This is a genomic window from Bacillota bacterium LX-D, assembly GCA_031628995.1.
GTDB lineage: Bacteria > Bacillota > DUOV01 > DUOV01 > Zhaonellaceae > JAVLUO01.
In genome coordinates, this window is record JAVLUO010000003.1 from 1 (window position 1) to 12,968 (window position 12,968).

Below are 12,968 nucleotides of genomic sequence, written 5' to 3' on the forward strand. Positions count from 1 at the left end.
TAACCAACGAATTCCTAAGAAAAATAGGTCTTCAGTCGATAAACGAAAGGTATTCACAAGTACATTAATTCTATTGAACCGCCGTATACCGAACGGTGCGTACGGTGGTGTGAGAGGACGCTGAATTAATTAATTATTCAGCTCCTACTCGACTTAAATAATGAATCAAATATTTAAAGCAGAGCGCAATGCTTCTGGCAAAATTTTAATAAGGCTGTAGTTTTGGGTTTCCGTATAAATTCTAAATAAAGGTTCCGTGCCAGAAGGCCTAATAAGTACCCAACTGTCGTCTGCTAGAAGTATTTTTACCCCATCTATGCGAACAATCTCCTTTACATCAATTCCCGCTAAGTCCTTGGGAGCATATCCTTGTAATAAATTCAAAGTCTTTTCCTTAATTTCCCGGCTAGTATGAACATCAATTCTAGCACTGTGGAAACGGCCAAACTCATCGGCTAATTCCTGCAGATTCCTTTGCAAAGATTTCCCTGTAGCAGCTCTAATTTCCGCCATTAAAGCAGCCGCCAAGATCCCATCTTTTTCTGGAATATGGCCGGCAATACTTAAACCTCCGCTTTCTTCTCCGCCTAATATGCTGCCTTTTTCACGCATCATTTGTCCAATATATTTAAAGCCAACGGGAGTTTCTACAACTTCTTGCCCAAAGGAATGGGCCATTTTGTCTAAAAGGTGGGTAGTAGCAACAGTTCTAGCCACTGGGCCTTGTAGACCTTTCCTTTTGACTAAATGATAATAAAGAAGAGATAAGACCTGATTAGGGCTAATATAAGTTCCATCATCATCGATAATGCCAAAGCGGTCAGCATCTCCATCCAGGGCCAAACCTAAATCAGCCCTGTCCTGAAGTACTTTTTTGCGTAAAGTGCGTAAAATGGGCCCTGTAGGCTCCGGCAAGGTGCCTCCAAAGAGGGGATCACGATAATCATGAAGAGCTGCACAAATAGCCCGGTTCTCTAGTAACTTTTCTAAGTAGCCGATTCCCGCTCCAAACATTGGATCTAAAACTATTTTTAAACCGGCTCGGCCGATTTCCCCTAAATCTACTATTTTAGCTAACTGGTTTAGATAACTCTCTTTAGGATCTATTTCCTTCCAAAGTCCTGCTTCCAAAGACTTCTCTTTCGTGGTCTTGTTAACTTCCCCTGCTGCCATTACACTTTCCAAACATTCTTCAATGCGGTTTGTAATAGCCGGAACTGCCGGACCAGCATACCAGGGAATAAATTTAATGCCGTTATATTCAGGAGGATTATGGCTGGCTGTAATCATAATTGCCCCAGCCGCCTTCTCTTCTAAAATAGCATAAGCAGTAACCGGTGTAGGACAAGGAGCAGCTGTAACGAAAGCAGGAATTTTATTCCCAGCCAGTACTTCTCCTACCCTCTGGGCAAAATGCTCAGATAAAAAGCGATTATCATAACCGATAATTAAGCCTTGGGCACCTGAACCAATTTCGTTAACATAATTTGCAATACTTTGGGCTACAATTTCCACGTTAGCAAAGGTAAAGTCTTCAGCGATAATAGCCCTCCAACCATCTGTACCAAATTTGATCATTCTTTTCCTCCCTATCAAAGTCGTCTGTATATTTACATATTTTAACATGTAAATATATTCCATTCAACTACTTGATCATCCTTTTAAACTTTTTATAATCGATGCCTCTGCTTTTTGCCTGAAGGCTAAAATAATCTGCCGAAGGATACACTGTAAAGTGGGGTATTGGAGGAGCCTTCAGCTCTAAATCTTGCAAATAATGTTTAACCCTCTTGTTTTCCTGCTGCAGAGCAGCTAAAAATTCTTCGGGATCTTGAACTTTTTGCAGAGCATAGCCTAAAGCTTCGGCTACAACTTCTCTGCGGATAATTCTCCCTTGAGGCTTACTAGCAAACTCTAAAATAGTCCGAACAGCTTCTCTTCCTCCAATACCTCCTAAAGCTACGATGCTTCCCCGAACCACAAAAGGGTTAAAGTCGGAAAGGAGGGAGCCCAGTGTCAGTACACTTGACTCTTCCCCAATGAGTTGAATTAATTCTAAGGTATGGAGGCGAAATTCTTCACTTTGTTCTGTCTGTAAGATGGTATATAACTTAGGCAAAATAACGGGGTCGAAGATTTTTCGCAGAACCCCATATGCTTTGCAGCGAGTTAAATAATCCGGGTGCTTTAAGAGACTGCTTACAGCTAAAGCTTTTTCTTTGCTAGGGGTTAAACTTAACTGATCTAAATAAGCAATACATTCAGCGCCAGGCCGTTCTAAACTGAGTTTAGAAAGTATTTCTTGCTCATTCATAGCGCAGCAGCTCCCAAAGTAAAACTAATGCTCTTTGGGCAGCCTGGGCTTTAATACTAGTTCTGTCCCCAAAGAATTGTTCTCTCTCGATGACAATGTTGCCCCGAAAATTAATGGCAATATATACTAAACCAACAGGCTTCTCGGGAGTTCCTCCTCCAGGCCCGGCTAGTCCTGTAATAGCAATAGTCAAGTCGCTGTTAGTATATTCCCTAAGTCCTTTAGCCATTGCCTCAGCTGTTTCCGGGCTTACAGCACCATAAGCAGCTAATTTTTCCACTCCAACCCCCGCCAGCCTAGTTTTCCATCTGCTGGCATAAGTAACAGCACCCATTTGGAAATACATGGAACTTCCTGCTACGTTAGTCAGCCGATGGGCTAATAATCCTCCCGTGCAGGATTCCACAGTAGCAATTTTCAATTGATTACGAGTAAGTATTTCCCCAATTACTCGCTCCAAAGTTTCCTCGTCTGTTCCATAAATATAATCATCAAGCTTACTGCGAACCTTCTTTTCCATTTGCTTAATTAACTGCTGTACCTCCGAGCTATCCTTCCCTTTGGCTGTAATGCGTAAATGGACTTCTCCAAGTTTTACAGTAGGAGCCAGAGTTGGATTGGGGCAAGGAAGGAACTCCTTAACTTTATCCTCAACCTGAGGCTCTCCTAAACCTACTACTTTCAGCACCTTAGATTGAATGGTCTGATCCAAATGATACTTAGCCTGCAGATAGGGCATTAGCTGTTCTGTAAACATTATTTCCATTTCCCTGCTTGGCCCCGGTAAAAGGCAGTATGTACTCTCTCCTGCTGTTACTACAATGCCCGGAGCCGTACCTATTCTATTATCTAAAATTTGCGCTCCTTCAGGTGCTAAAAACTGTTTTTTCTTAATTTGGTCTAAGGGCCGGCCCTTTAACTTAAAATAGCGCTCCACAACAGCCTTAGCTTCGCTGCTTTCCACAAGCTTTAACTGTAAAGCATCTGCTAATGCTTCCCTAGTTATGTCATCTTCGGTAGGCCCTAAACCTCCATTAATAATTATTAAATCAGCCTTGCCCTGAGCCAAACTGATGGCTTCAGCTATTCTTTGTCTATTATCCCCAACTGTCACAAGAGTATAAAGATCAATGCCCATTTGAGCTAGCTCTTTAGCTAAATACCGGGCATTAGTATTGACAATCTGCCCCAGCAGCAGTTCAGTGCCTGTAAAAATAAGATAGGCTTTCATGGTTCCAACTCCTCATTTTTAACTTATATGACGAATACGACTGTAGTATAACACAAAAGCAATTGGTTATTTATTCTATAGAAAATTAACCAATTGCTTTAGCTGCAAAAATAATTTTTTAAATTTTTATAAATATTTATTTAATTTTTTGCTGCAATTCCTGAATTCTATTTTTTAAGGCTGCAATTTGCTGCTGTAAATTAAGTATTTTTTTAGAAGTGGCTTCCGTCACATAGCTTTTAGCAGCAATAGGGTCCTTAGCAGCAACATTTTCGTCAGCTTGTACTTTTTGTCCAAGCAAAAAGGCTCCTGCGAATAAACATAGGAAGGTTATGGATAAAAGCCATTTTTTCTTTAACATGTTTTATCCACCCCTTTAGCTTCTAGTTTTAAACTTCGGTTCCACAGCTGTAGGCAGCTGATAGGAAACTTTTCCCGATAAAACACCTAATTTGTTTGCCCCCACTATCGTAATCACAGTTAAAGCAATTAAAAACATATAACTATGGGCTGCTGAAAGTTTGCTTAAAAGTACTGCACTTCCCCCTAAGCACAGGTCAATAGCATAGATTACCAAAACCGTCTGCTTATGGGTTAAGCCTATTTCCAGCAAGCAATGATGCAAATGTTTTTTATCCGGTTGAAAAATAGGTTTGCCGTTATAAAAGCGGCGAATAATAGCAAAAAGCGTATCCATAATGGGAATTCCTAAAATCACAATAGGAATAAATACAGAGATAATTGTTGCTCCCTTAGTTAAACCTAAAATTGCCATGGCTCCTAGGTTGAATCCTAGAAACAGGGATCCGCTGTCTCCCATAAAAATCTGAGCCGGGTTGAAATTATAACGCAAAAAGCCTAAAATACTAGCTGCCAAAATCAAAGCTAAAACTGTAACTAAAATTTGTCCATCAATCCAGGCAACAACTGCCATGGTTACAGCTGCAATTGCTGAAGTACCTGCTGCCAAACCGTCTAAACCATCAATTAAATTAATGGCATTAGTTACTCCAATAATCCAAAGTATTGTTACCGGAATGGAAAACTGTTTGAGAAAAATTACCCCTTCCCCAAAAGGATAAGTAATAAAATGCACTCTATAGCCAAAATGCACCAAAATAAAAGCAGCAGCAATTTGACCTGCTAATTTTAATTTAGGTGATAAACCAAAGGTATCATCTACTACTCCGATAAGGACAATTAAAGTTCCTCCTAAGAGCAGTCCCACAATCTGAGTTGTCAATTCCTGAGTAAGCAGCACAACGGCCGTAAAAGATAAGTAAATGCCCAATCCCCCAATTCGGGGCATTAAGCTTTGATGCACCTTCCTAGCATCAGGTGCATCTGTAGCACCAATCTTGTAAGCCAGCTTTTTAACTAAAGGGGTTACCCCTAAAGAAATCAAGCAGGCACAAAGCAAAATCACCGGCAAAGAAATATGCAAAATTCTTTCCCCCTCTCACCAGCGACCACTGCAAAAACTGTTAGATATTAAGGTTTATGTAATTATTCATTTGTTAGATATTATAGTACTTTAGTTTTTAAAATTCAATAAAGAGAATTTTACTTTTCAATGGCAAACATTAATTCTACTTGACAAGCAAGCTCCTCTCCTACATAAGCTTCCCCTCTGGCTTTACCAATGTTGCCCCTTAATTTTAACAGTTCAACCTTTAGTTCTAAAGTGTCTCCAGGGAAAACTTGCCTCCGGAAACGGGCTCCATCAATTCCTGCTAAAAAAGCTATTTTCCCTTGATACTCAGGTTTACTTAGCATAGCAACTGCCCCTACTTGAGCCAATGCTTCAATAATCAGCACCCCTGGCATTACTGGATACTCTGGAAAATGGCCTTGGAAAAAAGGCTCGTTAATAGTTACATTTTTAATCCCCGTAATCTTTTTCCCTTCTTCAATAGAAATAACCCTATCAACTAATAAAAATGGATAACGATGGGGTAAGATTTTTTGAATTTCAACAGTATTTAACATAATTTCCTCCTTAATTTGCTATTTTATTTTTCCGCTTTAGTATAGCCAGAAAGGCTTGAATTTCATCTATTTTAAATGCTAGAACTAAAAGTACATAAAGTAAGGCACTGCAAGTGCAAGTTATAGTTAAGTTGATTAAATTACCAAGTTGGCTTATGCCGAACCAATTGCCCAGACCAGAATAAAGGGCTACTGCTACGGCTCCCATGGCTAAAGAAGCCCCAAAAGTTACTACAGTAGTTTTCACCAGCCCCTTGGAACCAATCCCTTTGACTTTAAGCTGCAAAGACCAATAGAGTTGAAACATATTTAAGACTGCTGCTAAAGAGTTGGCTAAAGCTAACCCATTATGACCCATTTTAGGCAGTAAGATTATACTTAAAACAATGTCAGCCACAACAGAAACTAGTCCCAAAAGAAGGGGAGATTTTAAATCCTGCATAGCATAAAAAGCTCTAGTTAAAATAGTATTGACGGCGATAAACCATAGTCCCAGACTAAAATATAATAAAGACGTTGAAGTCAGCACCGTAGCCCGGGCATCAAAAGCACCCCGTTCAAATACTAACCGCACAATTGGCTCTTTTAGAACTATTAACCCAATTGCTGCCGGGACAATGGCTACAGTCACCATGCCTAAACCTTTTCTGACAGTCTGGGCCAAAGCAGCAAAATCTTTTTTCGCTACTCCTTCAGCCATAGCTGGGAAAATAGCCGTAGAAACAGCTGCCGCAAAAATCCCTAAAGGCAAATTCATCAGCCGATTAGCAAAGTCTAAGGCAGTGATGCTGCCAGCAGTTAAATGGGATGCAAAAAACCTATTTAAAGCTAATAAAATTTGGTTAATAGAAATACTTAAGGACATAGGCACAATAGCGAAAATCATACTGCGGACCCCTGGATCCTGAAAATTCATTACCCAATGATAACGAAAGTTAATTTTCCTTAAATTGGGTATTTGAATTAAAAAGAAGCCCACAAAACCGGCTAAAGTACCATAGGCCAAACCTTCTACCCGGTATTCAGCACCAAAAACAAGCACCGCTAAAATAACAATAATATTAGCTAAAGCAGGAGCAAAAGCAGGTATGGTAAATTGTTTGCCTGCATTTAAAACGCCTGTTAAAAGCATTCCTGTTCCCATAAATATAATAGAAGGAAACATAATTCTGCTTAAATGAGCTGTTAACTCTACTGTTTGGCCGCTAAAGCCAGGAGCCATAATTCTAACTAAGAAAGGTGCAAAAATCATCCCTAAGATTGTTAATATTGTAAGGAGCAATGTAGTTCCATTGAGCATAGAAGAAACTACTTTCCAGCCCTGCTCTTCTTCCTTCCGCAGTAAATAACCGGTTACTACAGGTACGACTAAAGTAGCAAAAGCCACCCCTAAGATGGCTTGTAAAGAATATGGCAAAGTATAGGCAACTAAATAAGCATCGGTAGCACCACTTGCCCCAAATTGTTTGGCAATAACAGCGTCCCGGACAAAGCCAAGAACTCTGCTGATTAAATTCATAATTAAGACAATAAAAGCTGCTTTGGCAAGTTTGCTCATTTTTCCACCTCTAGCGATCCTCGTAATCTTTTCTTTGTCATTATACTGCCTAAAACAGCTGCTAGCAACAAAAGTGACTAATTCTGCCGGGGAGGTGTAGTGGTAAAATTAATAGTTTTCGTTGTCTCATCCCAGGAAAAACCAGCACTACAAGCTTCTGCTGCCAAACGCAGAGGAACCATTAAAGTACTGCCCATAATTTTCGGTGCTGCCTGTAACGTAACCTCTGTGCCGTTAAGAGTTGCCTTGGTAGAATTTAATTTAGCAATTGCTGTCCCGGCCCCTTTATAGACAGTTAATTGTTTGGTTTGTGGATCCCAGCTGAGTTTGGCTCCAAGAGCTGTGATGAATTCCCTAGCGGGCACAAAAATTGTTCCGTTGCTAATTACAGGCAATTTCTCAGAGTAGATCCATTGTCCATCTACATAAGATTTCATGGATTTATCATTAAATTCCACAACAGCTGATTTGCCGCTGGTATAACTAAGACTTAGATAGTATTTCCCATCATTACCTAAAGCTGCTCCCCAAAGATTCAGAATAGGCAGTGAATCTAAAACATCCTGCCAATAAATAATCTTCGTAACTTTGTTTTCTCGGTCTAAATCAATCATGCGGGCACTGTCTAAATCGATAATTGCAGTGCTGCCATCTTCATGGCGAACTGCCTCCGTTGGTCCCGAAAGTTTGCCTAAAGCAGTTCCTTTCTTGCCATCCCCATAGTGCCAAACAGTTTGACCAGCACTATCTACTTCAAAAACTCTGCCCCCACGATAACCTCGATCAACGATTAAAGTATGGCCGTTACTTAAACGATGGGCCTTGACAGGATTAACTAAACCCTGGGCAAAAGACCAAACAAGCTGTTTATTAGCCCCTACTTCCATAATTTTTGTGGGAGTAACTATTAAAACATTCCCGCTGGGAGTTTTTTCCGCATAGCGAGGTGCATTAGCCCGGCTAAGCAAATCATATTGCCAGATATTAACCCCCGAGGGATTTACCTCAATGACCCTTGGCTTACGAGGATACCCCGGAGCTCCGCTGTCAGCAATTAAAGTATTGCCATTAGGCAATCTCACGGCGCTATTGGCTTGCATCTTTTTATATTGCCAAATAGTTTTCTTTTCCCCGTTAACCTCCAGCACAGCCGGGCCGCTATACCCATTGGTTGTCACAAGTAGATTATTATTCTCTAAAACCTGTACATGTCCCGGGTGAGCTATACTAACAGTATTTCTCCATTCCCACATAACCCGTGAGGAAGCTGCCCAAGCATGTTCAGGTACAAAGGTGCAAACACTGAATAAAATTGCTCCAACTAGGAAAATACTTTTCAAGAGTCGACTCATCTAATCCCCACCTTATGTAAATTCTTTTTACTTAATCTCCACTGCATTTTTATCTGTCCAGTTTACTTCTTTCCCTAAGGCAGAGCTAATAAAACGAATAGGCACTAAAGTCCTGCCTCCTACTTCTTGAGCCGGCACATCCAGGCTTACTTCCTGTCCATCAATCAAAGCTGTACTGGCTCCAATGGTAAATTGAACCACTTTGCCGTCCTTCCGGGCTGTAATTGATTTACTAGCAGCATCGTATTCTACCTGAGCACCAATAGCCTCTAAAATGCCTCGAAAGGGAACTAATACTCTGCCTTGTTTCATTTGAGGAGGAACATCGAAATCGATTCTTGCTCCGTCAAGATAAACAGGAATACTTGCTAAAATTACAATTCCATTGTTGACGGATCTTTCCCTCCCATCGGAAGGTTTATTTACAACCTGATTATTGACAACCATTTCACTGGAGCCTCCGCCATCTAAGCCGATGGCTTCCTGGGCTCCTAAATCTGCCATTAGACAAGCTAATTCTTCTAAATTCAACCCTGCACTGCGGCCAGACTGCCGGCCGTCAACTACTAGTAATAACATTTGCTGATCCCTAGTTACACCTAAAGCAGTGCGAGGTGCTCTCTCTAGAACACCGCCTGTAAATCCTTCGGCTACAGCTTCCAGTACCGGCTGCCCTTCCTCCACCAGAAGCGGTCCGGCAGTAATTAAGTGTTTTAACCCTTGCCAATAGGCATCTGTACTGCCTGCCTGATAGCAGCCGACTTTCACAGTCTTATCGTTAAAAATACCCAGGCTGGCTCGAAGTATATCGGAAGAAGCCACAGTCTTTCCATTAATAATTAAATTCCCCACAGGATTATGTGGACTGGACATGCTAAAAAAGCCTCCATTAATGGCCCCTACAGCACCTGTTCTTTTGGCCATGGAACTAACTTTTTCAACGGAACCTTTGCCTCCCGCTGCTAAAACAGGCTGAACTTCTATATTATCCTTGGTTAAATCAGCCTTTAAAACATAAACCCTAAGGGGCGATCCTGCTGCTGTAGATCCTATATAAGTAGTATACACAACTCCAGGGGCTAGGGTTTTGGTGCCGCTTTGTTTCAATTTAGGCTGAAGCTGACTATAATCTGCCCAAGCTGCAGTTACAGCTAGGAACATACAGACTAATGTACTTAAAAGCATAAATAAAAATTTTCGGGAATGTTTTTTAACCACGCAATTGCAACCTCCTGTACAACTATTCCAATTTTTTTCAAACTACCACATGTTTTGACGAAAATAAATTCTAAATAGTTGCACTTTTCCAAAATAAAGCTAGAAAATAAGTTCTATCATATTTTGCGACAAAATACAGCTTGACATACTTTTGAAATTTTGTTAACTTGTTAATTATTAACATGGTAGATATATGCATATTGACTACTAATTGACTGCTATTAGATATCTACTGGAAAGAGGCGATGAAAATGGCAGAACATCATGCAGAGCACCAGTGGGATAACATGAAAGGTTATGCCTGGATTAAAGATATGCCCAGTCACTTATTAATTAATTTCGTCCGCACCTATAACATGATTGAGTTTATTCTCAATAAACACTATCAGGAATACGGCTTATCTGAGACCAAATTCAACGCTTTATTTTTACTTTATAAAGCAAGCGACGGATTGCTGCTCTCAGAACTAGGGGACCTAATGCTGGTTACCAGGGCCAATATTACAGGCCTGATGGACCGGCTGGAAAAAGATGAGTTGGTGCAAAGGCTTTACCATCCTAATGACCGGCGCAGTATTATTGCCAAAATTACGGAGAAAGGCCGAGAAATTATTGAGAAAATTATTCCCCGGCATATTAAGATTAACCAGGAATTGGTCTCTAATTTATCCGAGGAAGAAAAAAAAATAGCCAATACCATCTTAGAAAAACTTTATCAGCATCTGCTATCTATGGCAAATAAATAAAAGGGGGAGATTAATCATGCATAAACTGAAAAAAGTCCTTCCAGTCATTACATTTCCCTTGGTTTTAACTTTTTGCTCCTTTGGGTTAAGCCAGGCTGCCCAGAATAATGAGCCGGAGAAATTTACTTTGGATAGGGCTGTCCAATATGCCATTGACAACAGCTTAGAAATGGAGCAGGTTTATTTAACCTTAAAAGCAAATGAAGAAAATCAGGATAAGGCCTACTACAATGCTAAAAAACTGCACAAAGGAGAAAATTCCCTTGATCAAGGGAAATCCAGCCTAAATACTGCTAAAGACCAATTGGAAAATGTAAACCAAGCAATTGCCCAAATGGATGCTGCCGGGGCAGATAAGAATAGTCCGGATTACAAGAAGCTTGTCAGTACAAAAGAAAAGCTGGAAGCAGGAATTGCAGCTGGGGAAACTAATCTCAAAGCGGGCAAAGAAAGTTTCCAGGAAGGAATTAAAAAAGTCAGTACGGAGCTTAATTTAGCAGGTGTAACCACTAACAATTTAACTGATGCCTCTTCTGCCGCCGATTTAATGAAAACCAGTGCCGATATTGCTTTAAGTGTAACTAATGCCGGAGTTTTAATCCAAAAACAAGGTTTAGCCTTACAAGTAGAAAATGCCTACTACGATGTCTTAGAAAAGCAGAGATTAGTTAAGGTACAACAAGATACCCTTAACTTAGCAACGCAGCTATACCAATTCGCCAAGAACAGCTACGATACTGGTTTTAGCGCCAAAGACGAATATTTATTGGCACAGCTTCAGGTTAAGGCCGCCAAAATGAAGCTTCTACAGGCTCAACATAATTTACAGCTGGCCAAAAACCAATTAAAACAGCTGATGAATTATGACCTAAAAAAAGATATTGTCCTAGAAGACAACTTTACTACTAAAGCAGAGGAGCTTAATTTAGATCAAGGCTTGGAAAAAGGTTTAAACAAAAGATTAGAAATCCTTAAAGGCAATGGTGAACTTTTAATTGCCCGGCTTAACCTGTCAATTACAGCTAAATCCTACACTCCCAACACTTATTACTATCGGGAGGCAGAACTGCAGCAGGAACAAGCGGAACTTAATATTAAAAAGCAAAAAAGTGCAGTAACTAATTCCATTTTAAATTCCTATAACGCAGTTCAAACTGCAAAAGCTGCCTTGGAAACTGTCCGGGATATGGAGAAATTGGCTCAAGAAAATTTAGAAATTGCTACATATAAGTATAAAGCCGGTTTTGGAGAAGATTCAAAACTCTTAAAGCAAATGGATACGGAAAATTTATCCGGAACTATTGCGGAAGTCTTAGCAGCCCAGGAAAAAGTCAGCGAAGTCCAGGCAGCAGTTGTAAATGCTATTTACAATTACAATTTATCTTTAGCTAAATATAAATTTGATACTGGGGAGTATTAAAGCTTGTTGAACAAATGAGGAGGTAAAACCATGAGGAAGTTTGGGAAGATATTATCCATCTTAGGGATTCTTTGTTTAGGTTTAACAGGCTGTACTCAGGAAGCGCCAATTACAGGAGGATTTAACCCAGCTGATGGGCTAATTGTCAGCGGCAATGTGGAAACAGATGAAGTAGATCTAAATACTAAAATTCCCGGGAAAATAACGAAAATTTATTTTGAAGAAGGTCAAGAGGTTAAAGCAGGTGCACTCGTTGCCCAAATCGATAATTCCCAGCTATTAGCTAAGAAAACCCAAGTAGAAGCCCAGGTCAAGGCAGCCAAAGAAGCTGTTAGACTGCAAGCAAAAATTGCCCAGTCCAACATTGAACAGGCCGCAGGAGCCTACAAAGCTGCTCAAGCTCAGCTGGCTAAAGCCAAACAAGGAGCCAGGAGCCAAGAATTAGCCCAGGCTAAAACTGCTTATGAAGTAATGTTGAAAACATATAACCGGGTTCAGGAACTATATGCCAAAGGGGCTGTCTCCGCTCAAAAGAAAGACGAGGTAGAAGCCCAGCTGAAAATTGCTGAGGAAAAATATTCTTTAGCCAAAGAAGGTGCCCAAAAAGAAGATATTGAGGCAGCCAAAGGCTTAGTTGATCAAGCCCAAGGTGCAGTAACAGCTGCCAATACCAGTAAACTCCAGGTCCAACTGGCCCAGCAAAAGTATGAAGAAGCTTTGGGAGGACTACAGGAAATCCAATCCTTATTAGCAGATACTAAAATAATCGCTCCCAAAAACGGTACCCTTACGGAATTAAATTGCGAAACTGGAGAACTAGTTTCTACAGGAATGCCTATTGCCACTATTGCAGACTTGAAAAACATTAAAGTCAATTTGCAAGTTTTAGAAAGTGATTTAAGTAAAATAAAAATCGGCCAAAAAGTTAAAGTCCGTTTTGCCAGTACCGGCAATAAAGTCTTCCCAGGAGTAGTACATAAAATTGCCGCCAAACCTGACTTTGCTACTAAAAAAGCTGTTAACAACCAAAGCAGCGATATCTTAGCCTACGAGGTTAAAGTAGTAGTCACTGATTTACACGAATCTTCTATTTATCCTGGAATGACAGCTTATGTGCAGTTTGCCAAGTAGCTCTAAACA

12 protein-coding genes are annotated in these 12,968 nt (G+C 40.3%); 3 read left to right on the forward strand and 9 right to left on the reverse strand.

What is annotated here, in order from left to right:
* Positions 1-165 precede the first annotated feature (165 nt).
* From RDV78_03915 to RDV78_03955, 9 genes are all read right to left on the reverse strand, one after another.
* Positions 166-1,578: a phosphoglucomutase/phosphomannomutase family protein gene (locus RDV78_03915; GenBank protein MDS1029651.1), complete on the reverse strand. Its 1,413-nt coding sequence runs from the start codon at positions 1,576-1,578 to the stop codon at positions 166-168.
* Between the two features lie 67 nt (positions 1,579-1,645).
* Positions 1,646-2,314, reverse strand: a complete 669-nt coding sequence (locus tag RDV78_03920; GenBank protein ID MDS1029652.1) for a HEAT repeat domain-containing protein — start codon at positions 2,312-2,314, stop codon at positions 1,646-1,648.
* Positions 2,307-3,545 carry a competence/damage-inducible protein A gene (locus RDV78_03925; GenBank protein MDS1029653.1) on the reverse strand — a complete coding sequence of 413 codons (1,239 nt, stop codon included), beginning with the start codon at positions 3,543-3,545 and terminating at the stop codon, positions 2,307-2,309. Before RDV78_03925 ends, RDV78_03920 begins: the two co-directional genes overlap by 8 nt.
* Positions 3,546-3,681: 136 nt before the next feature.
* Positions 3,682-3,906 carry a hypothetical protein gene (locus RDV78_03930; GenBank protein MDS1029654.1) on the reverse strand — a complete coding sequence of 75 codons (225 nt, stop codon included), beginning with the start codon at positions 3,904-3,906 and terminating at the stop codon, positions 3,682-3,684.
* A 15-nt stretch (positions 3,907-3,921) separates the two neighbouring features.
* Positions 3,922-4,989, reverse strand: a complete 1,068-nt coding sequence (locus tag RDV78_03935; protein ID MDS1029655.1) for an MraY family glycosyltransferase — start codon at positions 4,987-4,989, stop codon at positions 3,922-3,924.
* Positions 4,990-5,108: 119 nt separating this feature from the next.
* On the reverse strand, positions 5,109-5,534 hold the full coding sequence (fabZ, locus tag RDV78_03940) for a 3-hydroxyacyl-ACP dehydratase FabZ (GenBank protein MDS1029656.1): 426 nt from the start codon (positions 5,532-5,534) through the stop codon (positions 5,109-5,111).
* Between the two features lie 10 nt (positions 5,535-5,544).
* Positions 5,545-7,092 (reverse strand): murein biosynthesis integral membrane protein MurJ, encoded by a 1,548-nt coding sequence (gene murJ / locus RDV78_03945; protein MDS1029657.1) that lies wholly within the window; start codon positions 7,090-7,092, stop codon positions 5,545-5,547.
* A 77-nt stretch (positions 7,093-7,169) separates the two neighbouring features.
* Entirely contained in the window at positions 7,170-8,444 is a 1,275-nt protein-coding gene (locus tag RDV78_03950) for a copper amine oxidase N-terminal domain-containing protein (GenBank protein ID MDS1029658.1), read from the reverse strand.
* 27 nt (positions 8,445-8,471) lie between these two features.
* A complete protein-coding gene (locus tag RDV78_03955; protein MDS1029659.1) occupies positions 8,472-9,662 on the reverse strand; it encodes a phosphodiester glycosidase family protein in 1,191 nt (396 codons plus the stop codon).
* 251 nt (positions 9,663-9,913) lie between these two features.
* Here RDV78_03955 and RDV78_03960 point away from each other — a divergent pair, with 251 nt between their 5' ends.
* The 3 genes from RDV78_03960 to RDV78_03970 are packed head-to-tail and all read left to right on the forward strand — an operon-like array spanning position 9,914 to position 12,959.
* Entirely contained in the window at positions 9,914-10,408 is a 495-nt protein-coding gene (locus tag RDV78_03960; GenBank protein MDS1029660.1) for a MarR family transcriptional regulator, read from the forward strand.
* 16 nt (positions 10,409-10,424) lie between these two features.
* Positions 10,425-11,828, forward strand: a complete 1,404-nt coding sequence (locus RDV78_03965) for a TolC family protein (GenBank protein ID MDS1029661.1) — start codon at positions 10,425-10,427, stop codon at positions 11,826-11,828.
* A gap of 30 nt (positions 11,829-11,858) precedes the next feature.
* Entirely contained in the window at positions 11,859-12,959 is a 1,101-nt protein-coding gene (locus RDV78_03970; protein MDS1029662.1) for an efflux RND transporter periplasmic adaptor subunit, read from the forward strand.
* Positions 12,960-12,968 lie beyond the last annotated feature (9 nt).

Coding starts and splice junctions, on each gene's coding strand:
- RDV78_03915 (MDS1029651.1), bottom strand. CDS start 1,578: ATGATCAAATTTGGTACAGATGGTTGGAGGGCTATTATCGCTGAAGAC.
- RDV78_03920 (MDS1029652.1), bottom strand. CDS start 2,314: ATGAATGAGCAAGAAATACTTTCTAAACTCAGTTTAGAACGGCCTGGC.
- RDV78_03925 (MDS1029653.1), bottom strand. CDS start 3,545: ATGAAAGCCTATCTTATTTTTACAGGCACTGAACTGCTGCTGGGGCAG.
- RDV78_03930 (MDS1029654.1), bottom strand. CDS start 3,906: ATGTTAAAGAAAAAATGGCTTTTATCCATAACCTTCCTATGTTTATTC.
- fabZ (MDS1029656.1), bottom strand. CDS start 5,534: ATGTTAAATACTGTTGAAATTCAAAAAATCTTACCCCATCGTTATCCA.
- murJ (MDS1029657.1), bottom strand. CDS start 7,092: ATGAGCAAACTTGCCAAAGCAGCTTTTATTGTCTTAATTATGAATTTA.
- RDV78_03950 (MDS1029658.1), bottom strand. CDS start 8,444: ATGAGTCGACTCTTGAAAAGTATTTTCCTAGTTGGAGCAATTTTATTC.
- RDV78_03960 (MDS1029660.1), top strand. CDS start 9,914: ATGGCAGAACATCATGCAGAGCACCAGTGGGATAACATGAAAGGTTAT.
- RDV78_03965 (MDS1029661.1), top strand. CDS start 10,425: ATGCATAAACTGAAAAAAGTCCTTCCAGTCATTACATTTCCCTTGGTT.
- RDV78_03970 (MDS1029662.1), top strand. CDS start 11,859: ATGAGGAAGTTTGGGAAGATATTATCCATCTTAGGGATTCTTTGTTTA.